Source organism: Vibrio algivorus (genome assembly GCF_030161215.1).
GTDB lineage: Bacteria > Pseudomonadota > Gammaproteobacteria > Enterobacterales > Vibrionaceae > Vibrio > Vibrio algivorus.
The window spans coordinates 358,038-381,247 of the sequence record NZ_BSPV01000009.1; the positions used below are offsets into that span (position 1 = coordinate 358,038).

The following is a 23,210-nucleotide window of genomic DNA, read 5'->3' on the forward strand; positions in this document are numbered from 1 at the left end:
CTGTTAAGTATTAAAGACCCGCTAGACGAGCTGTATCTTCAGCGATAACCAATTCTTCATTGGTTGAAATAACCATCGCTGGCACACGGCTGTTGTCTGAAGTGATCACACCTTCACCACCGAAGCGAGCGGCAAGGTTTTTCTCGCTATCAACTTCAACACCTAAAAGAGCAAGACGCTCAAGAACGAGTTGACGGATAGGGCCAGAGTTTTCACCGATGCCACCAGTAAATACGATGGCATCTAAACGGCCATCAAGAGTCGCTGTGTAGCCTGCAATGTATTTAGCAAGACGGTGACAGAATACGTTCATTGCACGAGCAGCTTCTGGTTTGTCTTGGTAGTTGTCTTCAACGAAACGACAATCAGAAGTCACTTGAGTTAGACCTTGTAAACCAGACTCTTTGGTTAGGATTGTATTGATTTGTTCAACAGAGTAGCCAAGAGCATCATGCATGTGGAAGATGATTGCAGGGTCGATATCGCCACAACGCGTACCCATTACTAGACCTTCAAGTGGAGTTAGACCCATTGAAGTATCAACTGATTGACCATTCTTAACTGCACAAACTGATGCGCCGTTACCTAGGTGACAGTTAATGATATTTACTTCGTTTTCTGGTTTATCCAGTAGGTTCGCTACTTCACGAGTAATGAATAGGTGAGAAGTACCGTGCATACCGTAGCGACGGATGCCATTTTCTTTGTATAGGTTGTAAGGAAGCGCATATAGGTATGCCTCTTCTGGCATTGTTTGGTGGAATGCAGTATCAAATACAGCCACGTTTTTCAAACCAGGGAAAGCGATTTTAGCCGCTTCGATACCAGCAATTGCTGCAGGGTTATGAAGTGGTGCAAGGGTAATGCAATCTTCGATACCTTTCATTACGCCATCATCGATTAATACAGAAGATGTGAATTGTTCGCCGCCATGCACAACACGGTGACCGATAGCACCAAGACCTTCACCTAGTTCTGGTTTAGAAGCCAGAATAGTGTCCACGATGAATTTTAACGCTTCAGCGTGTGCTGCACCGTTACCAAGTTGAGCTTCATGCTTTCCATCTAGTTTCCATTTAATACGTGCTTCTGGAAGACCTAAACATTCAGAAAGGCCGGTTAGAAGCTCATCGCCAGATTCCGCATCAACGATTGCAAATTTTAGTGAAGAACTACCGCAGTTTAAAACTAGGACTAGCTTTGACATGAGTGAATACCTGTATTCGTTCAAAAAATGACTGTAATGAAATAAAACAATTTCAAGAATAGACGACAATCGGGGATCAACGTATTATTCTTTAAATATGCCTTGCTTTTGGTGCTTTTTGCATAAGAAGCAAAGGCGATAAAATTGATTTAATGCGACACAATTCTCGGTTTGCTTTGTAATCAAGCAACTGAGATTATAAAAGTGCGCAAAGGATAACGATTATATCCTAAGATAACAAAAAATTTTTAATGAATATTAACTTTAGTCAATTTTATTACAGTTTTTGTTGATTTTTTGTTGTTTTATTTTAGTTGGCGGGAGGGCTTATGAGTCAAACAGGGTTTATTCACCGTTTTAAAGATGGCCAGCAATACATGGATCTTTGGCCGGTTCGTAAAGAACTTGCTCCTATGTTTCCTGAGCAACGTATAATAAAAGCAACTAAGTTTGGTATTAAAGCTATGCCTGCCGTTGCAGCAATAAGTGTATTACTGCAAATGAGCTTGCAAAATTACAATGCAATGCCGCAAGCCATTGTAATCGCTTTATTTGCGATTAGCCTACCTTTGCAAGGAATTTGGTGGCTTGGTACTCGCTCTAATACTGTATTGCCGCCAAGCCTTGCTAATTGGTATAGAGAGTTATATCAAAAAGTGGCGGAATCTGGCGCAGCGCAAGAGCCAATAAAATCTAATCCTCGTTATAAAGAGCTAGCTTCTATGCTTAAGAGAGCGTTTCGTCAACTTGATGAAACCGCACTGGAACGTTGGTTTTAGCTTTTTAAATCACTTCTCATAATGAACAAAACAAAGCCCTAGTAATTAGTTATTAGGGCTTTGTTGATATTTTGCTATCTGTTACTTCCTTTTATATAGATTAACTGGTAAGAATATGTCTATCCCCCTTCGTACTTGAAGGTGCAGTTTTGTTGACAGCGTTTATTCACCCCCTGTCTTTTTATAAAGAAAGTCATGGGCGAGCTATGCTCATGGGATCTTATTCACTTGTCATCTCACTGTACCTAATTACTTTGTACTTTGGGTATATGACAGGGAGCTCTGTCGGGATATTAATAATAAAATTACCCAGATAACTAGGGTATAAACACAACATTTATTGCTGAATCAAGGAGTCAAGATGAAAGCAAAACAACTTTTCGCAAGTGCAATTTTTGCAGGTGCGGCGTTACTTACTACCACAGGTGCTATGGCTGAAACTTACAAAGTATCAGTTTCACAAATCGTTGAACATCCGGCGCTTGATGCATCGCGTAATGGATTAATTGATGGTTTAAAAGCGAAAGGATATGAAGAAGGTAAAAACTTAGAGTTTGAATATCGTACTGCTCAAGGTAACCCTGCCATTGCTTCTCAGATTGCCCGTCAATTTGTTGGTGAAGGTGCTGATGTACTCGTTGGTATTGCTACCCCCTCTGCTCAAGCATTAGCAGCAACCACCAAGAATATTCCTATTGTATTTACAGCAGTGACTGACCCTGTAGAGGCTAAGTTAGTTAAAAGCCTTGATAACCCTTCTGGCAACGTAACAGGCCTTTCTGACCTCTCTCCGGTAGGTCAACATATTGACTTAATGAAAGAGCTGCTTCCCAATTTGAAAACTATTGGTGTGGTGTATAACCCAGGTGAAGCGAATGCGGTTGCTTTGATTAATTTGCTTAAAGCGGAAGCAAAAACTCGTAATGTTCAAATTATTGAAAGTACAGCATTGAAGAGTGCGGATGTTCAATCGGCGACTCAAGCTATTGTGGCAAAATCCGATGTGATTTACGCGATGATCGATAACACAGTTGCGAGTGCTATTGATGGTATGGTTGCTGCTGCTAATCAAGCGAAGAAACCAGTTTTTGCAGCTTCAACTACTTATATTGAAAGTGGTGCAGTGATTGGTCTTGGTGCAGATTACTATCAAGTTGGTGTTCAAACGGCTGATTATGTTGCAGCGATTCTTGAAGGTAAAAAACCTACAGACCTGCCAGTCACCGTAGCCAAAGCTTCCGATTTAATTATCAATCAGCAATCAGCGGATAAACTTGGGATTGAGATTCCTCAATCGATCTTGGATCGTGCTGAAGTATATAAAAAGTAAGGTTATTGATAGAGCGGCTAAGTTTAGTTTAGCCGCCTTTAATATTGGATTGTATTCTCCAAATTGAATTGGGGATTTTGTTACTGGCAGTAAAATGCTGGTAATAGTAAGCAGCGAGGGAGTATTTATGTCTGCTTTTGCCTTTTATGGCGCTTTAGAACTAGGCCTAGTTTATGGTTTAGTTGCACTAGGTGTTTACCTTACTTTTCGAGTTTTAGATTTTCCTGATCTAACGGTGGATGGTAGTTTTCCTATGGGGGCCGCGGTTGCTGCGGCAGCATTGGTGTCTGGTGTTAACCCGTGGATCGCGACAGCAATGGCATTTGTTGTTGGTGGGATGAGTGGGTTAGTTACGGCTTTTCTCGCGGTACGTTGTGGAATTTTGCATTTACTTGCCTCTATTTTGACTATGTTAGCGGCTTTCTCGATTAACATACGTATCATGGGAAGACCCAACTTATCCCTGCTAGGTGAAGAAACGATATTTACGCCATTAGATGCTTTCGCTGGCACTTTGTTTGTTCGTCCTTTAGCAGTGGCAATTATCGTTATCATTTCGGCATTAATTATTATTCGTTTACTTAATAGTGATTTTGGCCTTGCTTTAAGAGCGACAGGTGTTAATGCTCGAATGGTTGCAGCACAAGGTGCAAGTACTGGTTTTTATACGTATTTTGGCTTAGCTCTTTCAAATGGGCTGGTTGGTTTTGCAGGCGCAGTTTTAGCTCAAACCAATGGCTTTGCAGATGTGACTTCTGGGGTGGGGACAATAGTCGTTGGTTTGGCGGCTGTTATTCTTGGTCAGACATTGATTCCTAGTCGTAAGATATGGGTAGCAGTTGTTGCTGTTATAGTCGGTTCTGTTTTGTACCGTATTGCAATCCAGTTTGCGCTTAATACTGGTATGTTTGGTATGCAAGCATCAGATTTAAATTTAGTGACGGCTATTTTGGTTGCGGCAGCTTTGGTTGCGCCGAAAATTAAAAGCAATATGAAAGCCAAGCGTGCAGCCAAGGGGGCTTTATGATTGAGCTCAAGAATATTGAAGTGACATTTAACCCGGGTACGGTTCTTGAAAATAAAGCGTTAAGAAAAGTATCACTGAACGTTCCTCAGCATCAATTTTTGACAGTGATAGGCTCCAATGGTGCAGGTAAATCGACTTTACTGGGTGCCGTGACGGGTGAAACGCCAATGATTGGCGGTAATGTCATTATTGATAATGTTGATGTGACAAAACGTTCAGTTGATCAAAGAGCCAATATGTGTGCAAGAGTCTTTCAAGATCCACTGGCTGGAACTTGTGGCGATCTGACTATCGAAGAAAATATGGCAATTGCTTATATGCGTGGTAAGCGTCGAGGTTGGACTATGGCGCTCACGAATAAACGCCGTAAGTTATTTCAAGAGCGAATCAGTATCTTAGGTTTGGGACTTGAAGATCGCTTAGGTGACAATATTGGCTTGCTTTCTGGTGGCCAACGTCAAGCAGTCAGTCTGATTATGGCAACGCTATCTGATAGTAAATTGCTGCTTCTTGATGAGCATACCGCTGCGTTAGATCCGCGAATGGCTGCTTTTGTGATTGATTTAACCAAAACGGTAATTAAAGAGTTTGATCTCACTGCCATGATGGTGACCCATTCGATGAAAGATGCTTTAGATTGTGGTGATAGAACTATCATGCTGCACCAAGGTGAAATTGTACTTGATGTCGAAAGTGACAAACGACAAGGTATGCAAGTATCAGATTTACTCGAGATGTTTAGTAAAGTGAGGGGAGAAGAACTCTCGGACGATAGCTTGTTACTAGGTTAAATTTAGATCTACAATTTAATTTACTCCTCTTATCGATGTTTATTTATTATTGATATGGGGAGTAATTTCTTTTTACTGACCTTAACCTGATAGTGTAGAATGACGTTCTATTTTTTGGATGTCATTCACCTAGGTTTTTATTTTTCAAATGGTTTATCGTTCTCGCCTAACATTCAAAGTTGTTTTTTTAGTCCCTCTGATTCTAGCTATGACAATATTAGCTTTTATTGTTACAGGCTACGCCAAAGATATAAATAAAGATTTGAACGTAGAATATAACAGTATTAGCCGTAATATTGAGCACTCGGTTAAGTTGCTTAGTGGCATGAACTATAGTTTTGCATTGTATTTTAATGATCAAGATGAGCATCTTCATCAAATTAGTAAACATGATTTACATACGCAAGAAATGGGAGCTGATGGTTTATGTTTGTGGTTGCCAAAGAGTCGTAAAATTCAATCAGCCTATCGTGCAGATGCTCGTGAAGTTTTAAAGCTTGATTATGCCGCTAAAGCGTTCGCTGAAGGGTGTGAGCCCGGATCTGACTTATATAAAGATATTGAAAGCAAGTTGGTATTAGCGCCTAATTTTTCATTTGTGAATGGCATTGAAGACTATATTTTAGGTTTATATTACCTTTCGCCTAAAGGTTACCTAATTGCTTCACCAGCTCATATGGTCGATCATATGCACCAAAATACTGTCAGTATTGTTCAACAGCGTGAATATTGGCAGGAAGCTAAAAGTGGCATAAGTTCTATTCGTATTAATGGGCCAGTAAAGGACATTGCTACCGATAATAAAATCTTAATTATTTCAGCTGGATTATTTGATGAAAATGAATTCCATGGTGTAGTGGCGCTCGATGTTTTGGTTTCTAAACTCTATACAGAAGGCTCTTCGATTGGGGAACGAATTCAGTTTATAAACCTTAATGATGCGGTTCTACCTAGTAATGCATGGATGCCACGCACCTTATGGATTGATGGTGTTAAGACCAATCAGATGATGTACTTTAATTGGCAGTGGTCACATGAAATTCATAGTTTCTTAGTTAATAGCGCCCCTTCTCTTTTTATGTTGCTTGCTCTATATGCCGTTCTAGTCATTAGTTTGATATACATAAAAATTACTAATGAAAGAAAGCATTTTAAAGATTTATCACAACGTGATCCTTTGACTTCTTTGTTAAATCGCCGAGGTTTTGAAGTTGCTTATAAAAGCTTTGATAACCAAAAATATGAAGGGCTAGCGGTTTTTGATATTGATGACTTCAAAAAGATTAATGATGCTTTTGGGCATGATGTCGGTGATGATGTGATTTGTGGTGTTGCTAATTGCTTAAATCGAAACTCAAGATCGAGCGATGTGGTCGCACGCTTTGGCGGTGAAGAGTTTGTTTTATATATGCAAGGCACTGATGCAGATAAAATGATTGAAGCGATTCAACGTATTCAATCGGAAATTGGCTCAACGTCTACTAAGGTTATTGAGCAAGGCTATACTATTTCAGCTGGTTTTGCGATTAAGCTAACGAGTCAAAACACTGGCTTAGAACAGCTCCTTAAAGAGGCGGATGATAAGCTTTATACTGCGAAAAAAATGGGTAAAAACCAAGTCGTCATTGATTAATATTAAGTAGACTAATTATCAATGAATGGATTTTATATAGTCTACGATAGGTTGCGCTTTGTTATAGCGTCGGATATTGCGGAATAAATCATCAGCTTGTGCGTATTCATGACGTAAATAAGAAAGCCATTGCTTGATTCTGTTAGGGTAGTACAGACCCTTGTCCCCTTCGATTTCAAACTCAGAGTAGTTGAGCATGAGATCAACGACTTGCTTCCAAGGCATCGCGTTTTCGTTATATTTTACTACATTTCCCAAATTGGGTAGATTGAAAGCTCCTCGGCAGACCATTAAAGCGTCTGCTTTCGTTTTTTCAAGGCAAGCTTGCCCATCCTGGTAATTCCAAATCTCGCCGTTGGCAATAACAGGTATCTGACAACGCTGTTTTATCTGCTCAATATATTCCCATTTAATTTCACTGGCTTTATAGCCTCCCATCTTGGTACGACCATGTACTGTTAATTCATCGGCACCGGCTTGCTGTATAGCATCGGCAATTTCAAAACAATCTTGTGGGTCTTCCCAACCTAAGCGAATTTTGGCTGAGACCACAATATTATTCGGTACGGCTTTACGACAAGCGTCAACAATTTGATAGATTAATTCAGGGTGTTGGAGTAGTGCGGCTCCACCTTTACTTTTATTGACCATTTTAGCAGGACAACCAAAGTTAAGGTCGATGCCCTGTGAGCCCAGTTCAACAGCGCGCACGGCATTTTCTGCCATCCAGTTAGGATTTTGCCCAAGCAGTTGTAGCCTAACAGGCGTTCCTGAGCGAGTTTTTGAACCTTGGAATAGCTCTGGGCATAAACGAGTAAAAACATGTTCTGGTAATAATTGATCGACCACGCGAACAAACTCAGTCACACAGAGATCATAATCATTAATGTCAGTCAGTAATTCGCGCATTAAATGGTCAAGTACACCTTCCATCGGGCCTAGTACGACTCGCATGGCTTTTCTCCAGAACAGTATAAAAATAGGTTGCAGATTGTAGAGGGTTCGGTTTGTATTGTCACTGGCTATATATTTTTTATGCTTGAAGTCACTTGGGTATAAACAAACTTATTTGGTACTTTTGGGATGACTCGTTACACTAAGCGGAAACATAAAGTATGAGAAACCTAAATGCCGCTCATTGAACATATCAATTTAGATAATACCGAATACACGCCAGCCTTTATAGAAGGGGCTATTTTAGCTGCTAATATGACACCAAAAGTCTTGCAACCTGATGTTTGGATTGCGCCTTTGGTTGAGCTAGATAAGCAACAAGCAGAAGCGAATTTAACTCGTCATTTTGAATTACAATACTCTTATTTAATGGCTTGTGAATATGATGTGCTAAGACTATTAAGCGTTGATTCAAATGATTATCAAGATTTAGCTGAGTTTGCCGAAGGCTTTATGACAGTGTGGCCTGTGATTGAAGCTGGATGGAATGAAGTGGCTGAAATTCCTGATGGTACGGTACGAATGCTGCAAGGTTTATTAACAACTTTGATGCTTGCTATTGATGAAGAGGCTACACAGCAACAAATGATTGAGGCGGGAATTAAAGTGCCACCGACTTTATCTGCATTATTACCTCAACTTAATATCATGATTAACGAAGTGGCAAAAGCTGCCGATGAAGCGCTGCAAGGGGCAAAAGCACAAAGCATCAACCCATATAAAGAGATTGGCCGTAATGATGTGTGTATATGTGGTAGTGACAAGAAGTTTAAACATTGCTGTGGCAAGAATGAGTAATTTCTGGTTATAGAGCTATAGAGGATAGGGCAACGAAAGTTGCCCTATTTTTTATTTGTTTTTTACGAACTGAGATAGCACGATGACAGCAAGTACCACTAAATTGATGCTGAATATGATCGTGAGCCATTGTGGCATTGAAAGGTCTAAAAACTGCCAAACAATTTTAGAACAATCACCGGTTGGTTCAAACATCCAAGGGGCCCATTGGTTAAGTGGTGCCCAAGTCGGGAATTGAGGGAAAATATCGCAGGTAGCAAAAGGTGAAGGGTTAAACTGATAACCAACATGCTCTAACGATAGTTGTAAACCACGAAAGCTGCTATATCCCCATGTCGCTAATCCAGCCCATCGAACCCACTTATTCATCGGGTTTAAGAGTCCGATAATGGCAGATGCTCCGATACCGATAAAAGCAACACGCTCATAAACACACATAACACAAGGTGCCAACATCATCACATGTTGGAAGTACAAAGCGGATAACTCAAAAAAGGCAACACTTAACAGTAATAGTATCCATGAGAGTCTTTTTTGCGAAAATGTATTAATAGAAGATAACCACGCCACAACGACTTCCTTATTTCTGATGCGATAGATATAGTGAAAGAAATAAAACTTGTAACATCAGAGTGTTAAATTGATCAATAGTTCAAAATTATGAAGTGGGAAATGCTGCCTGTAAACAACAATTCCCACTTAATTTTAATCAATGGACTATTAGTGACCAATAATAGGGCTAGCTTGTGTCGCGATCTCAATCGTAGATGAGGTAATCCATCCCATAGAGTTAAAATAGGCTGTCATAGGTTCTAAAAGGAACTGAATACCAAAGTAACCTACAATAGCTAGCACTAATGTATACGGTAATGCCATAACGACCATGCGACCATAAGATAAGCGAATTAATGGGGCAAGTGCCGAAGTTAATAAGAATAGGAAAGCAGCTTGACCATTTGGTGTTGCAACTGACGGCAAGTTAGTACCGGTATTGATTGCGACTGCTAGTAAATCAAATTGATCTCGAGTAATTGCACCATCTAAGAGAGCTGTTTTCACTTCGTTGATATAAACTGTGCCGACAAAAACGTTATCAGACACCATGGATAATAAGCCATTTGCGATATAGAACATGGTGATTTGTTGATTACCTTCAAGTTCTAACACGGCTTCAATGATAGGTTTAAACAGATGTTGATCGATAATAACGGCAACAACTGCGAAGAAAACAGCTAATAAAGCCGTAAATGGTAGTGCTTCTTCAAAGGCTTTACCTAATGAGTGCTCTTCGGTAATACCAGTAAATGAAGTTGCCAAGATAATTACGGATAGGCCAATAAGACCCACGGCAGCTAGGTGGAAGGCCAAGCCTACAATAAGCCAGACGGCAATAATAGCTTGTACATAAAGTTTCGCAATATCTTGTTTAGTACGTTTTTGTTGCTGTTGATAATCAAATTCTAATAATATTTTTCGGACATTATCAGGTAGCTCTGCGCCATAACCAAAAACTTTGAATTTTTCGACGGCAATACACGTTAAAATCCCACACACAAAAACAGGGACAGTAACCGGGGCCATACGCAAGATAAACTCACCAAACTCCCAACTTGCTTGGTCAGCAATAATTAAGTTTTGTGGTTCACCTACCATCGTCATTACGCCACCAAGTGCAGTACCTACACCCGCGTGCATTAACAAAGAACGTAAAAAAGCACGGTAATCTTCTAAATCGTTACGAGTAATTTCAGGGATAAGCTCATCGGTGGTGTGATCATGATGTGCTCCGGAATCAGGGTTAGAAACCACTTTATGATAAATAGCGTAAAATCCAATAGCCACACTGATGATAACGGCGATAACTGTTAATGCATCTAAAAATGCGGATAAGAAAGCGGCGGTAACGCAAAAAGAAACAGAAAGCAAAATTTTAGAACGTACACCAAGCAAAATTTTAGTGAACAAAAATAGTAGCAATTGCTTCATAAAGTAGATGCCAGCTACCATGAATATTAATAGCAGCAATACTTCGATATTAGCTGCGAGTTCATGTTTGATTTGTTCTGCTGTTGTCATTCCCATCGCTACTGCTTCAATGGCTAATAGACCACCAGGTTGTAATGGGTAGCATTTTAGAGCCATAGCTAAAGTGAATATAAATTCAGCGACTAGTAACCAACCGGCAGTAAAAGGATCAATAAAAAAGAATACGATGGGATTAATGATTAAAAAGGCCACAATGGTAACTTTATACCAATCTGGGGCCTTGCCCAGGAAGTTTTTAATGAAGGCGTTTCCTAAAGACATACTCATGAACTTACTCTTTTCACTCCAAAAATTTGAACTTATGCACAGTATGACGAGATTAGTATATCAATATGTGAAGCGGATCAATATTTCACGTGTCAATATAAAACTATTTCGTCGTTATGGTGGAAAGTTGCTATTAAGTTTATGTTTTTGTTACTAGTGTTGTTGTTTTGTTTGCTTTTTGTGGCGATGAGAATACAGGCAAAGCAGAAAGAGTAAAATGACAAAAATAAAATAAGTGGAAGTGGGTTATATTTTTGCCATAAAAATTGAATAAAGCTTCGGAGAGATCTCTCATTTTGAGACATTTATGAGAGATAGGTCTTCTATACAATATGGAATGATGGTTTTCAGGAAGTTGGAAGTAGTGGTATGATGAGTGTAATTTTCATTCCTAAAACTAGGTAAAGTGAATACATGGTTATTAAGGCAAAGAGCCCTGCAGGATTTGCAGAAAAATATATTATCGAAAGTATCTGGAACGGACGTTTTCCACCTGGCTCTATTTTGCCGGCAGAAAGAGAGTTATCTGAACTGATCGGCGTTACTCGAACGACGTTGCGTGAAGTATTGCAACGATTGGCCCGTGATGGATGGTTGACCATTCAACATGGTAAGCCAACTAAAGTTAATAATTTCATGGAAACATCGAGTTTACACATTCTCGATACACTCATGACGCTTGATACCGATAATGCGACAAGTATTGTTGAAGATCTATTGGCTGCTCGTACTAGCATTAGCCCAATTTTCATGGGATATGCCTTTAAGTCTAACCCTGAAGCTTGTATTAAAACCTTAAATCGAGTGATTGACTCATGTGAAACGCTTTTATCTCATCATTCATGGGAATCTTTTATTGAAGAGTCACCTTATGCTGAAAAAATCAAACAGTCAGTAAAAGAAGATAATGAGAAAGATGAAGAAAAGCGAGATGAAATTTTAATCGCGAAGACGTTTAATTTTTATGATTACATGTTATTCCAACGTCTGGCGTTCCATTCAGGAAATCAAATCTATGGATTGATATTTAATGGAATTAAGAAATTATACGATCGCGTGGGTAGCTTTTACTTTTCGAATCCAGAAGCGAGAAAGTTGGCACTTCAGTTTTATAAAGAATTATTAGTGTTGTGTGAAAAGGGCGATCGCCAAGAGTTACCTAATTTGATTCGTCGTTACGGCATTGAAAGTGGTCACATCTGGATGAAAATGAAGCAAAACCTACCGACTAATTTCACGGAAGATGATAGTTAATTTAACTCACTTCTAAGTCTTGCTTGGATCTAAACCTGCTACTAAATAGCAGGTTTTTTTTCACCAATAATTATAGCCTCTAAAGGTAAGTAAATTTCTTCACAAGTTTCAGAAAGTATTTGGTCATAAACATTAAAAATTAAGTATGAGGCTTCTAATGACAGTTGGTAGAGTTGCTCTGGTGTCTCTATAACACTTTCTTGTTGTTCCCAATATTTTAATGTCTGAATCACACCATTCTGATCATTATCAGTCATTGTTAATGGGCAAATTAATGAAAGTTGATTCATTCTTCGGCTTAACATGACCGCATGGTGGCGAAACCGTTGTTGCCCAATCGGTGTGTCGATGTCCTGAATACTGATTCTAAAGCGAGTTAAGCTTTCTAAAGTATCGAGAATTTTTTGCCACCTATGGTGATATTCTTCTGCAATATCATCATGGTGTGTATCAATTAGCCATTCAATCATGATCTCATCAGTTAAAAACATCATTTGACGAATTAACCTACCATGTTCTAGTTGATTTTTGGCGACATTGAATTCTGTCCAATTTAGTAATACAGATTGAGTTTTGTCGTATAACACGCGAATTTCTGGTCCAGTATCCGCCCCTGCGCTGAGCTTTAGATTTTGTAATATTTCGATAATAGAAAGGTTGGTTTGCTTTAGTGTCTGTACAGAGTAGACCGCGGCAGCTAAATGCGCGTGAGTGAGGGCTCGATGTTGGCGAGTCAGATAAATTAGCTGGCGTAACTGATTAATCAGACGATAGCGGTATTGGTGGCTTTTTTCTCGCGTAATGTTGAAGTAGAACATACTGGCAAGAATACCAATGAGCAGTAATATACTGATTCCGATAAACATGAACGACCTCCTTTGGATTCATATTATATTGGAATACCTTGCAAGATTTGAACCAAGTTCAGAGGCATTTATTTAACCCCAAGTTTGGATAGGATTAGACTCCTTGCTTATTCTGGTTGATATAAATTGGAGCAGCATTGCGACTTATTGGTGCAATGAGTAAAACGAGAACTTTAGGTATCAAAGACGACATAGAAATAACCCCCAATGCTGATCGTCCGGCATTTGGGGGTTATTTGATTTGGAATGGAAATCCTTACTATGAAGTGATTACATCACACGCATACCAGGTTGAGCACCGTCGTGAGGCTCTAAAATCCATAGATCTTTACCACCTGGGCCGGCAGCTAAAATCATACCTTCAGACATACCAAATTTCATTTTGCGTGGTTTCAAGTTCGCAACCATTACGGTTAACTTACCTTCCAGTTCTTGTGGTGTATAAGCCGATTTGATTCCCGAGAATACCTGGCGTACTTCACCACCAATATCTAATTGGAATTTAAGCAATTTATTGGCTTTTGGTACTTCTTCACAAGAAATGATTTTAGCGATACGCATATCAATTTTAGCAAAGTCATCAAATTCAATTTCTGCTTCAATCGGCTCTTTATCTAGCTCTGATTGTGCAGAGGCTTCTGCTTGCTCTTTAGCTGCCATTTCTACTGCCGCATCTTCTTTTGATGCTTCAATCATCGCTTCAACATGCTTCGGATCAATACGGTTAAATAACGCCTTAAATTTAGTGATTTCGTGATTGACTAATGGTGAAGCCATGCTGTCCCACGTCAATGTATCGTTTAAGAAGGCCTCACTACGTGCTGCAAGTTCAGGCATAACAGGCTTCAAGTACGTCATCAATACGCGGAATAGGTTAATACCAACTGTACAAATGTCTTGTAGATCTTGGTCTTTACCTTCTTGCTTTGCGATGACCCAAGGGGCTTTTTCATCAACGTACTGGTTGGCTTTATCCGCAAGTGAAGTAACTTCACGAATAGCGCGCCCAAACTCACGAGTTTCATAAAGCTCAGCAATGCGATCTGCTGCATCGACAAACTCTTGATACAGAGCCATTTCGGTAAAGTTGTTAGAAAGCTTACCTTCAAAGCGCTTAGTGATGAAACCTGCGTTACGAGAGGCTAGGTTCACAATCTTGTTCACTACATCGGAGTTTACGCGTTGAGTAAAGTCTTCTAAATTTAAATCTAAATCATCAATGCGGCTGTTTAGCTTGGCAGCGTAGTAATAACGTAAACATTCAGGGTCTAGGTGTTTAAGGTACGTGCTAGCCTTAACAAATGTGCCTTTAGATTTTGACATTTTTGCGCCGTTAACCGTGACATAACCGTGTACAAATACGTTGTTTGGTTTGCGGAAACCTGCGCCATCAAGCATCGCTGGCCAGAATAGGCTATGGAAATACACAATATCTTTACCGATGAAGTGATACAGTTCTGCGGTGCTATCTTGTTTCCAATATTCATCAAAGTCTAAATCATTGCGCTTATCACAGAGGTTTTTGAATGAACCCATGTAACCAATAGGAGCATCAAGCCATACGTAGAAGAATTTGTTTTTCTCACCTGGTATTTCAAAACCAAAATACGGTGCATCACGTGAGATATCCCACTGTTGTAGACCGGATTCAAACCATTCTTGCATTTTGTTAGCCGTTTCTGATTGCAAAGAGCCAGAACGAGTCCATTCTTTTAACATACTTTGGAACTGTGGTAAGTCGAAGAAAAAATGCTCAGAATCTTTCATTACAGGAGTCGCACCAGAAACAGCAGACTTTGGATTGATAAGATCGGTTGGACTATAAGTCTCACCACAAGCATCACAGTTATCACCGTATTGATCTTCAGCTTTACATTTAGGACACGTGCCTTTTACGAAACGGTCCGGTAAGAACATTTCTTTTTCTGGGTCAAATAACTGAGAAATTGTACGGCTAGTAATAAATCCATTTTCTTTCAAACGAAGATAAATCATTGACGCTAATTCGCGATTTTCATCACTATGAGTGCTATGGTAATTATCAAAGCTGATGCTAAAACCTGCAAAATCTTGTTCATGTTCTTTTTGAACTTCTGCAATCATATCTTCTGGCTTAATACCAAGTTGCTGAGCTTTCAGCATGATCGGCGTACCATGAGCATCATCTGCACAGATAAAGTTTACGGTATTACCACGTAAGCGTTGGTAACGGACCCAAACATCCGCTTGAATGTGTTCAAGCATGTGGCCGAGGTGAATAGAACCATTAGCGTATGGAAGTGCACAGGTTACTAAAATTTTTCTTGGATCAGTTGCCATATAATATTTTCGCTTCTTATTCTTGGAGAAAGACAAAGCACAGTTATTCATACTTTTTAGCTTGAGATAAAGTAGGGGAGTAAATGGTGCATTATCATCATAAAACTTTGCCTTTGATTCTACCCGATACCCAACTAACTTCAAGAACACATAAGCTTGCTAAGGCTTTATTTTTTATATTGATGAGAAAACCCTTAACTGTTGATACTGTTTGTTGGGGGGTATAACTGCTAGGATTCAATTAACTCCACATGATAAGAGAGGTTCCATGTCTGATTTTTCATCCCATTCATTGTTAGCAAAAGATGAGTATATACATCGTTTAAATCAGTTTGAGCATGAAGCTTTGATTGAAAACTGGGCAGAGATACCAAGTTTGGTTCAGTTTAGTGATGAGTATGTGAATCTTGTTTTGCCTTTTTATTATCAAGATCTAAAATCGGATTTACAGAATTGGTGTGATTTACAAACTCAACAAGATGCCCGTTTTCCTAAAACACAAGTCTCGGTACGAGTGAAACCATTGCAAGCTCCTCATGGACAAGCGGTGAAAGGGGTGAAGAACATTATCGCGGTGACATCAGCAAAAGGTGGGGTGGGTAAATCGACAACAGCAGTCAATTTAGCTCTTGCATTGCAGGCTTTAGGTGCCAAAGTTGGATTACTCGATGCTGATATTTATGGTCCGTCGGTGCCTTTAATGTTGGGCACTCAAGGTGAGAAGCCCGGCGTACGTGATAATAAATGGATGATTCCTGTTGAAGCACATGGTTTATATACCAATTCGATTGGTTATTTAATTGCCGATCAAGATGCTGCAATCTGGCGAGGTCCGATGGCTTCAAAGGCATTAGCCCAAATATTGAATGAAACCTTGTGGCCGGATCTCGACTATTTAGTGATCGACATGCCACCGGGCACGGGTGATATTCAGTTAACTTTATCTCAGCAAGTTCCTGTTACTGCTGCGTTGGTGGTCACTACGCCACAAGATCTAGCTCTAGCTGATGCTCGTAAAGGTGTCACTATGTTCGAGCAGGTTGAAGTGCCAGTACTTGGTATTATTGAAAATATGAGTTACCACATCTGCTCTCAATGTGGACATCATGAAGCCATATTTGGTCAGGGTGGGGCACAAAAAATGGCACAAGATGCCAGCTTAACATTACTTTCCCAAATTCCGCTGCATATCGATCTAAGAAGTGATATTGATAATGGTTGCCCAACCGTCGCAGCAAGACCGGATAGTGAACATAGTCAAATTTATCTTCAGCTGGCCTCTCATGTGGCCGCTAATTTATTCTGGCAAGGTAAGCCGCGAGCAGAAAATATTATGTTTGTTGATGTTAGTTGATGAAGAACTGGTTGAGAAATAAGCACTTGATCTCAACCTGCTTATTTTTCAATCTTCATCCATATTATTGGTTAATAATTTCATCTTGAAACTCGCACCTTGCAAGCGTTTGGGTATATAATCTAGCGGTTTAAATATTCAATTTCCCCAAGTCATCATGCTTTCATGAAGCTTGGTTATATTTGGAATTCCTTGTCACTATTAAGCTGGGTGCTTTACATGTCAGAACAACAAAACATGCCTGAAAAAAACAAATGCGTCATTGTAGGAATCGCCGGCGCATCGGCTTCAGGGAAGAGCTTAATTGCAAGCACCATTTATAAAGAATTACGTGCAAAAGTTGGTGATCACCAAATTGGCGTTATTACAGAAGATTGTTACTACCGTGACCAGAGTCATTTGAGCATGGAAGATCGAGTTAAAACCAACTATGACCATCCAAACGCTTTAGATCATGATTTATTATGCGAACAACTAGAGAAACTGGTTCAAGGTGAATCGGTTGAGATCCCTGAATATAGTTACTCAGAGCATACTCGTACTAAGGAAACTACCTTGATGACACCGAAAAAGGTGATCATTTTAGAAGGCATCTTGTTATTAACAGAGCCCCGTTTACGTAATTTAATGCATGCATCCGTCTTCATGGATACACCATTAGATATCTGCTTATTACGTCGAGTTAAACGTGATGTTGAAGAGCGTGGTCGTACAATGGAGTCGGTATTAAAGCAATATCAAAAAACCGTTCGCCCTATGTTTATGCAGTTTATTGAACCATCAAAGCAACATGCTGATATTATCGTACCTCGTGGTGGTAAAAACCGTATCGCGATTGATGTTCTAAAAGCACACATTGCTAAACTGTTGAAATCGTAAGACACAAGAATAGACAATTTAAGTATTGATATGAAATCACCACTTTGGAATGACTAAGGTGGTCTGAGGAGAAACGCCGGTGAGATTGTGTGATAGGGATATAAAGAAGTATTTAGCTGAAGGCAAGATAGCCATGTCTCCAGCACCATCAGAAGAAAGTATTAGTGGTTTGACGGTTGATGTCCGCTTGGGACATCAGTTTCGTGTATTTAATGATCACAGCGCACCATATATCGATTTGTCTGGTAAAAAATCTGAAGTTACAGCTCAACTTGAAAAAGTAATGAGTGATGAAATTGAAATTTCTGATGATGAAGAGTTTTACTTACATCCTGGACAACTTGCTTTAGCGGTAACCTATGAGTCGGTTGATTTACCGGCCAATATCGTTGGCTGGCTAGATGGGCGTTCTTCATTAGCGCGTTTAGGTTTAATGGTACATGTTACCGCACATCGTATCGATCCTGGTTGGTCTGGTCGAATTGTTCTGGAGTTCTATAACTCAGGGCGTTTACCACTTGCTCTAAAGCCAATGATGCCAATTGGTGCATTGAGCTTTGAAGTATTATCTGGTGATGCAGAAAAGCCTTATAACAAACGTGATAATGCCAAATATAAAAATCAACAAGGTGCGGTCGCGAGTCGTATCAATGAAGATTAAATAGACTCAGTGACTTTAAGATGCTGAATTCAGAGCTATAATCCAAGTCTTTAGACAAGGAAGATTTATGAGGAATATAAATACCTTTCAAGTAAATCTATAGATATAAAAGGGCTAATAGAAAGCCCTTTTTTTATGGATTGTCAGTATCTTCTTACTGATTTTACTTTATCTAAACGAATGATAGTTTGTTATACTAGCTATTAAAAATATGTATGTTTGTTTTGAAAAGGATCTCCATGAAAAAAATACTTCTATTCCTTTCTATACCAATTGCCGCGGTTTTAATTGCCATTTTGGCACTGGTCATTTTTGTTAATCCTAATCAATTTAAGCCGCTTATTATTGAACAAGCTAAGGCTCAAACGGGCTTTGACTTAGTGATCGACGGTGATATTTCTTGGAATTTCTTTCCATCCCTAGGTTTCTCAATAGGTAAGACCCAAGTATTAAATCCAGCAGAAGGCTTTAAGCAGGCGCAAGTGGTTAAATTTGATGAGGCCGCTTTGGATGTATCAGTACTCCCATTGCTTGAAAAGCGACTTAATATTGGCAACGTCACACTAAACGGTGCTGATATCTTTATTCAGAAGTTGAAAGATGGTCGTTCAAATCTTGATGTTGTTAAACAATCCGCTGAAGACAAAGTCAATCAAACAGCCTCAAGTAGTGATGCTACTAATGAACCCGCTGAAAGTGTAAATCCTGCCAGTGAAAGTCCATGGGAAATTAGTTTAGAAGGTATTACGGTTAATAATGCAAAACTAGTGATGCTAGATGCAATGAATAGTTCAGACCTGACACTGTCTGATGTGAATTTTGCATTATCACAGTTTAGTTTCGGTGAGTGGAGTAATGCTGAGTTTGATATTACGGGTAAACAAAACCAACAAACTTTTGCTGTAAAAGGAAAGACAGAGTTTAAAGTTTCGCAGGACTTATCGGATTACCAATTACGTGGCACAGATATAGAAGCACAATTTAAAGATCCTTCTACCGATATTAAGCAAGCTCGTTTCACGCTTGATTCGTTTCAATTTAACTCTGTCAGTAAAATGGCACTGAGTGTTAATGGAACGGCATCTGGTATGAATATCGATATTAATCAGTCTGCATCCATTATGCTCGATCAGGCGATGACAGAGCTTAAAATTCAGAATATGAATGTTATAGGGAAAGTTGATGGTAAATCGTTGCCACTTAGCCCGATTTCGATGGATATGAATTCTGATATTCGCTTTGACTTAGCGAAGCAATATTTAGACGTTACATTGAAAAAGTTATCAGTGAATGAGCTTAACTTTGATGGCTCTACACAGGTGAGTTTAGCACCAAGTATTCCTAAAATAGTGTTCGATATTCATAGTCCTGAAATTAATGTTGATGCATTGCTCAAGCAAATGGAGCAAGCTGCACCTGAAAAATCAGAGACAACAGCAAAAGCCGCCACACCTAAACAGTCAAACGGTACTAATACTACTGCATCTCAAGCGGAACCGGATCTTAGTGCAACACGTACATTAGATGTCACGGGTAAAGTGAGCATTGATAAACTTACGGCAAGTAATGCCAAAATGCAGAATGTACAAACGCAGTTTAAAGTGAATCGTGGCGAGATTGATTTGCAGAAGTTTGCCGCTAACCTGTACCAAGGTTCGGTAAGTGCTAATGCTAAAATTGATGCTCGTAAAGATGTTGCTACTTATACTGTGCATAAAGAAATTAAAGGTGTTCAGGTTCAGCCGTTGTTGAAAGATATTGCACAGATGGATTTTGTTTCTGGTACTGGCAATATCACTGCAGATATAAAGGGTAAAAGTTTAGTTGTTGATAAAATGAAACAAAACTTAGCCGGTGTAGTGAAGATTAATTTTGCAGATGGTTCCTTTTATGGCGTCAATGTTGCTCATGAAATTCGTTCTGTTCAAGCTTTATTCAAAGGCAAGAAAGCAGAAGAAGTTCAGGTTAAGAAAACTGACTTTAGTGCTGTAACGGCAACGATGAACCTGTCAAAAGGTGTTATGAAAACCAATAATTTAACTGCCCAATCGCCACTATTAAGGATCTTAGGTAGTGGTCAGGCGAACTACGTTAATGAGACGGTTGATTTTCTGGTTAGTACATCGGTGGTAGGCACTTTGAAAGGCCAAGGTGGTAAAGATACTGACGAGTTAAAAGATATTACTCTTCCTATCACAATTAAAGGCACGTGGGCGGAACCTAAAATTCGTCCAGATTTAAATGCTGCATTAGATGAACAAACCAAGCAGAAAGCTCAAGCTGAGATTGACCGAGCAAAAGAGAAGGCTCAAAAAGAAGTTGATCGAGGTCTAAATAAATTACTGGGTGATGACGATTCTAAACAAAAAGATGATGTTAAAAAGGCCGCTGGTGATTTATTAAATGGCTTATTTAAGTAGAGTTTACTTTTCTCTATAAATTTAAATGCCATTTCAATTGAAGTGGCATTTTTTATGTATCTAATTTTAGGCGTCATTTTGAAAATTGATAGATAAAAGTTACCAATCAATACCTTTACGTGCTTTAACACCTGCTTCAAAAGCATGCTTAACATTTCGTACTTCCGATACTGTGTCAGCGAGCTCTATTAAGCTACGGTGAGCAGCACGGCCAGTGAGAATAACCGATTGCTCTTTAGGTCTATTTTCGATGGCTTGAATAAGCTCATCTAAATCGATATAACCATAGGTGACCATATAGGTGACCTCATCTAGCAATACGACATCCATGCTCTCATCTTGCAGTATTTTTTTGCATTCTTGCCATACTTGTTGAGCTGCTTGAGTATCTTTCTTTTTATCTTGAGTTTCCCAAGTAAATCCAGTTGCCATCACATGAAAAGAGACGCCTAGTTTTTCTAATAGATTCTTTTCACCATTATCCCATGTGCCTTTAATAAACTGAGCGACAGCGCATTTTTGACCATGTCCGACGGCCCTCGCTACAGTACCAAAACCCGATGTGGTTTTACCTTTACCATTGCCAGTGATAACAACGACTAAGCCTTTCTCTTGTTGAGCGGCTTCAATACGTTGGTCTACTTGTTGTTTGATTTTTTGCTGGCGTTGCTGGTGCTTATCTTGTTTATGCTCAGACATTTTATATCGTTCCATGAAGGTAGGGATGAGTGGATAGTAACGAATTTATCAGGTAGAAAAAACCAAAGTTTTAGAAGGCTATATTAGAATTAAAAAAGCCCAACACGATGATTGGGCTAATGGTTTATTGAAGATTATACTGCGGATTAGTCTGCGAGTAGGTCATCAATAACTTTATAGGTTGGATCTTCTTTGACATTGATTTCAATTAGGCTGCCAGCTTTATCCAGTAGAGTTTTACAGTCTTGGCTTAAGTGGCGTAGATGAAGTGTTTTACCTAAACGAGTGTAACGTTCTGCCACAGTTTCAATAGCTTCAATAGCTGAGTGGTCAACGACGCGAGATTGGCCAAAATCGATGATTACATCTTGAGGATCATCATAAGCATTGAAAAGCTCAGTAAAGTTAGCTGCAGAACCAAAGAAGATAGGGCCGTTAATTTGGTAAACTTTAGAGCCTTCTTCATTGATGCTTGTAACTGCATTGATATGCTTTGCATGTTGCCAAGCAAACATTAATGCAGAAACCACAACACCAACGCCAACCGCAACCGCTAAGTCTGTCAGGACAGTTACGATAGTCACAAGAATAATCACAAAGAAATCTTGTTTTGGCACTCGGCGAGCCAGTTTGAAAGTAGCCCATTCAAATGTTCCGATTACGACCATAAACATCACACCAACTAGTGCTGCTAGTGGGATCATTTCAATCCACGTTGCAGTGAATAAGATGAAGCAGAGTAGGGCAATCGCGGCAGTAATACCTGATAAACGGCTACGGCCACCTGAATTAATGTTAATCATCGATTGACCAATCATGGCACAACCACCCATCGCACCAAATACTGAACAAGTTAAGTTACCAAGACCTTGGCCAATACATTCACGGTTACCTTTACCGCGAGTGTTAGTCATTTCATCGACTACCGTTAAAGTGAGTAGCGATTCAATTAAGCCAATGGCCGCGATGATCAAGGCATATGGGAAAACAATTTGTAGTGTTTCGAAGTTAAACGGTACTGCTGGTAGTGCAAATGTTGGTAGTTCACCAGCGAGTGTTGCATTCATATCACCAGACATGGTGCGCAAGAAATCAACCACAGTACGGGTATCTAAGTTTAACACTTGAGTTAATGCTGTGACGACTACAATAGCGACAAGTGAAGAAGGGACAGCTTTAGTTAACTTAGGTAAGAAATAAATAATAGCCATGGTTAAAGCGACTAAGCCTAACATGATCATCATCTGCCCTTGCGGTAACCAAGTCATTATACCGTTGATATCTGGCGCTTTAAATTGACCAAGCTGGGCCATGAAGATAACGATCGCCAAGCCATTCACAAAACCAATCATTACAGGATGTGGGACGATGCGAATAAATTTACCTAATTTTAATAAACCTGCAGTAATTTGTAATAGACCGACTAATAAAACGGCTGCAAATAAGTATTGAACACCATGAACGGCAACTAAGCTCACCATCACAACAGCGGTAGCGCCAGTAGCACCAGAAATCATTCCAGGGCGCCCTCCGAAGATAGAAGTCATTAGACCCATAATAAAGGCGGCATATAAACCAACCATGGGATCGACACCTGCGACAAAGGCAAAGGCAACAGCCTCGGGTACTAATGCTAGTGCTACAGTTAAGCCTGATAACACATCATTTTTTAGAGATTGACTAGATATTTGGGGAAACATATTTACTCAGTTAAAAGTTATAAAATAAAGGACTCTAGCCATGAATGGAAAATGATACCAATGTCGCACTAAGGGGAAACAAAAGGTACAAGTGAAAGGTATTCATGATTGAGAGTGAAAATAATTTGTTGGCGAATGTTACAGAATGGTGGAATTTTCTGCAACATGTTATCGAGACCGAAAGGTATCAATCGTTGAGATAAAAAAAGCAAGACCACTACCTCTA

The 23,210-nt window shown here is 39.5% G+C and carries 19 protein-coding genes; 11 read left to right on the top strand and 8 right to left on the bottom strand.

From position 1 onward, the window contains the following. Positions 1–10: 10 nt before the first annotated feature. Complete coding sequence (locus tag QQJ93_RS14005; RefSeq protein WP_089123224.1) at positions 11–1,207, bottom strand: acetate kinase; 1,197 nt, start codon at positions 1,205–1,207, stop codon at positions 11–13. A gap of 329 nt (positions 1,208–1,536) precedes the next feature. On the opposite strand from QQJ93_RS14005, the gene yfbV reads away from it, so the two are divergent. The 5 genes from yfbV to QQJ93_RS14030 all read left to right on the top strand — a co-directional run bounded on the left by yfbV (position 1,537) and on the right by QQJ93_RS14030 (position 6,767). Then, on the top strand, positions 1,537–1,986 hold the full coding sequence (yfbV, locus tag QQJ93_RS14010) for a terminus macrodomain insulation protein YfbV (RefSeq protein ID WP_089123223.1): 450 nt from the start codon (positions 1,537–1,539) through the stop codon (positions 1,984–1,986). A 361-nt stretch (positions 1,987–2,347) separates the two neighbouring features. Beyond that, positions 2,348–3,316, top strand: a complete 969-nt coding sequence (locus tag QQJ93_RS14015; RefSeq protein WP_089123222.1) for an ABC transporter substrate-binding protein — start codon at positions 2,348–2,350, stop codon at positions 3,314–3,316. 127 nt (positions 3,317–3,443) lie between these two features. After that, the gene (locus QQJ93_RS14020) at positions 3,444–4,343 is read left to right on the top strand and encodes an ABC transporter permease (protein WP_089123221.1); all 900 of its coding nucleotides are present in this window, start codon (positions 3,444–3,446) and stop codon (positions 4,341–4,343) included. Next, the gene (locus tag QQJ93_RS14025; RefSeq protein WP_089123220.1) at positions 4,340–5,134 is read left to right on the top strand and encodes an ABC transporter ATP-binding protein; all 795 of its coding nucleotides are present in this window, start codon (positions 4,340–4,342) and stop codon (positions 5,132–5,134) included. The genes QQJ93_RS14020 and QQJ93_RS14025 overlap by 4 nt, the downstream gene beginning before the upstream one ends. A gap of 208 nt (positions 5,135–5,342) precedes the next feature. After that, positions 5,343–6,767 (top strand): sensor domain-containing diguanylate cyclase, encoded by a 1,425-nt coding sequence (locus QQJ93_RS14030; RefSeq protein ID WP_160117482.1) that lies wholly within the window; start codon positions 5,343–5,345, stop codon positions 6,765–6,767. An 18-nt stretch (positions 6,768–6,785) separates the two neighbouring features. Here QQJ93_RS14030 and dusC read toward each other — a convergent pair whose 3' ends face one another. Continuing rightward, on the bottom strand, positions 6,786–7,721 hold the full coding sequence (gene dusC, locus QQJ93_RS14035; RefSeq protein ID WP_089123218.1) for a tRNA dihydrouridine(16) synthase DusC: 936 nt from the start codon (positions 7,719–7,721) through the stop codon (positions 6,786–6,788). A 174-nt stretch (positions 7,722–7,895) separates the two neighbouring features. Here dusC and QQJ93_RS14040 point away from each other — a divergent pair, with 174 nt between their 5' ends. Next, entirely contained in the window at positions 7,896–8,519 is a 624-nt protein-coding gene (locus QQJ93_RS14040) for an SEC-C metal-binding domain-containing protein (protein WP_089123217.1), read from the top strand. Positions 8,520–8,570: 51 nt separating this feature from the next. Here QQJ93_RS14040 and dsbB read toward each other — a convergent pair whose 3' ends face one another. Further along, positions 8,571–9,089, bottom strand: a complete 519-nt coding sequence (gene dsbB / locus QQJ93_RS14045; protein ID WP_089123216.1) for a disulfide bond formation protein DsbB — start codon at positions 9,087–9,089, stop codon at positions 8,571–8,573. A 150-nt stretch (positions 9,090–9,239) separates the two neighbouring features. Continuing rightward, complete coding sequence (gene nhaB / locus QQJ93_RS14050) at positions 9,240–10,832, bottom strand: Na(+)/H(+) antiporter NhaB (protein WP_089123215.1); 1,593 nt, start codon at positions 10,830–10,832, stop codon at positions 9,240–9,242. 414 nt (positions 10,833–11,246) lie between these two features. On the opposite strand from nhaB, the gene fadR reads away from it, so the two are divergent. Beyond that, positions 11,247–12,086 carry a fatty acid metabolism transcriptional regulator FadR gene (gene fadR, locus QQJ93_RS14055; RefSeq protein ID WP_089123214.1) on the top strand — a complete coding sequence of 280 codons (840 nt, stop codon included), beginning with the start codon at positions 11,247–11,249 and terminating at the stop codon, positions 12,084–12,086. 41 nt (positions 12,087–12,127) lie between these two features. Here fadR and QQJ93_RS14060 read toward each other — a convergent pair whose 3' ends face one another. Both QQJ93_RS14060 and metG read right to left on the bottom strand, forming a co-directional pair. Beyond that, positions 12,128–12,952 (bottom strand): hypothetical protein, encoded by an 825-nt coding sequence (locus QQJ93_RS14060; protein WP_089123213.1) that lies wholly within the window; start codon positions 12,950–12,952, stop codon positions 12,128–12,130. A gap of 270 nt (positions 12,953–13,222) precedes the next feature. Then, on the bottom strand, positions 13,223–15,271 hold the full coding sequence (gene metG, locus QQJ93_RS14065; RefSeq protein ID WP_089123212.1) for a methionine--tRNA ligase: 2,049 nt from the start codon (positions 15,269–15,271) through the stop codon (positions 13,223–13,225). Between the two features lie 268 nt (positions 15,272–15,539). Here metG and apbC point away from each other — a divergent pair, with 268 nt between their 5' ends. The 4 genes from apbC to QQJ93_RS14085 all read left to right on the top strand — a co-directional run bounded on the left by apbC (position 15,540) and on the right by QQJ93_RS14085 (position 20,585). Then, positions 15,540–16,625 (top strand): iron-sulfur cluster carrier protein ApbC, encoded by a 1,086-nt coding sequence (gene apbC, locus QQJ93_RS14070; RefSeq protein WP_089123211.1) that lies wholly within the window; start codon positions 15,540–15,542, stop codon positions 16,623–16,625. Positions 16,626–16,862: 237 nt separating this feature from the next. Continuing rightward, positions 16,863–17,504 (top strand): uridine kinase, encoded by a 642-nt coding sequence (udk, locus tag QQJ93_RS14075; RefSeq protein WP_089123605.1) that lies wholly within the window; start codon positions 16,863–16,865, stop codon positions 17,502–17,504. 79 nt (positions 17,505–17,583) lie between these two features. Further along, a complete protein-coding gene (gene dcd / locus QQJ93_RS14080; RefSeq protein ID WP_089123210.1) occupies positions 17,584–18,165 on the top strand; it encodes a dCTP deaminase in 582 nt (193 codons plus the stop codon). A 239-nt stretch (positions 18,166–18,404) separates the two neighbouring features. Beyond that, entirely contained in the window at positions 18,405–20,585 is a 2,181-nt protein-coding gene (locus QQJ93_RS14085) for an AsmA family protein (RefSeq protein WP_089123209.1), read from the top strand. Positions 20,586–20,684: 99 nt separating this feature from the next. On the opposite strand, the gene cobO is transcribed toward QQJ93_RS14085, so the two are convergent. Together cobO and QQJ93_RS14095 are read right to left on the bottom strand one after the other, a co-directional pair. Beyond that, complete coding sequence (gene cobO, locus QQJ93_RS14090) at positions 20,685–21,284, bottom strand: cob(I)yrinic acid a,c-diamide adenosyltransferase (protein WP_089123208.1); 600 nt, start codon at positions 21,282–21,284, stop codon at positions 20,685–20,687. A gap of 146 nt (positions 21,285–21,430) precedes the next feature. Then, the gene (locus QQJ93_RS14095) at positions 21,431–22,984 is read right to left on the bottom strand and encodes a SulP family inorganic anion transporter (RefSeq protein ID WP_089123207.1); all 1,554 of its coding nucleotides are present in this window, start codon (positions 22,982–22,984) and stop codon (positions 21,431–21,433) included. Positions 22,985–23,210: the final 226 nt, after the last annotated feature.

Bases quoted from the DNA above. Each gene is read 5' to 3' on its own strand.
- nhaB (WP_089123215.1), bottom strand. From the start codon at position 10,832: ATGAGTATGTCTTTAGGAAACGCCTTCATTAAAAACTTCCTGGGCAAG.
- QQJ93_RS14030 (WP_160117482.1), top strand. From the start codon at position 5,343: ATGACAATATTAGCTTTTATTGTTACAGGCTACGCCAAAGATATAAAT.
- dusC (WP_089123218.1), bottom strand. From the start codon at position 7,721: ATGCGAGTCGTACTAGGCCCGATGGAAGGTGTACTTGACCATTTAATG.
- QQJ93_RS14015 (WP_089123222.1), top strand. From the start codon at position 2,348: ATGAAAGCAAAACAACTTTTCGCAAGTGCAATTTTTGCAGGTGCGGCG.
- udk (WP_089123605.1), top strand. From the start codon at position 16,863: ATGCCTGAAAAAAACAAATGCGTCATTGTAGGAATCGCCGGCGCATCG.
- QQJ93_RS14060 (WP_089123213.1), bottom strand. From the start codon at position 12,952: ATGTTTATCGGAATCAGTATATTACTGCTCATTGGTATTCTTGCCAGT.
- QQJ93_RS14020 (WP_089123221.1), top strand. From the start codon at position 3,444: ATGTCTGCTTTTGCCTTTTATGGCGCTTTAGAACTAGGCCTAGTTTAT.
- QQJ93_RS14085 (WP_089123209.1), top strand. From the start codon at position 18,405: ATGAAAAAAATACTTCTATTCCTTTCTATACCAATTGCCGCGGTTTTA.
- cobO (WP_089123208.1), bottom strand. From the start codon at position 21,284: ATGTCTGAGCATAAACAAGATAAGCACCAGCAACGCCAGCAAAAAATC.
- metG (WP_089123212.1), bottom strand. From the start codon at position 15,271: ATGGCAACTGATCCAAGAAAAATTTTAGTAACCTGTGCACTTCCATAC.
- yfbV (WP_089123223.1), top strand. From the start codon at position 1,537: ATGAGTCAAACAGGGTTTATTCACCGTTTTAAAGATGGCCAGCAATAC.
- QQJ93_RS14005 (WP_089123224.1), bottom strand. From the start codon at position 1,207: ATGTCAAAGCTAGTCCTAGTTTTAAACTGCGGTAGTTCTTCACTAAAA.
- QQJ93_RS14025 (WP_089123220.1), top strand. From the start codon at position 4,340: ATGATTGAGCTCAAGAATATTGAAGTGACATTTAACCCGGGTACGGTT.
- fadR (WP_089123214.1), top strand. From the start codon at position 11,247: ATGGTTATTAAGGCAAAGAGCCCTGCAGGATTTGCAGAAAAATATATT.
- QQJ93_RS14095 (WP_089123207.1), bottom strand. From the start codon at position 22,984: ATGTTTCCCCAAATATCTAGTCAATCTCTAAAAAATGATGTGTTATCA.
- QQJ93_RS14040 (WP_089123217.1), top strand. From the start codon at position 7,896: ATGCCGCTCATTGAACATATCAATTTAGATAATACCGAATACACGCCA.
- apbC (WP_089123211.1), top strand. From the start codon at position 15,540: ATGTCTGATTTTTCATCCCATTCATTGTTAGCAAAAGATGAGTATATA.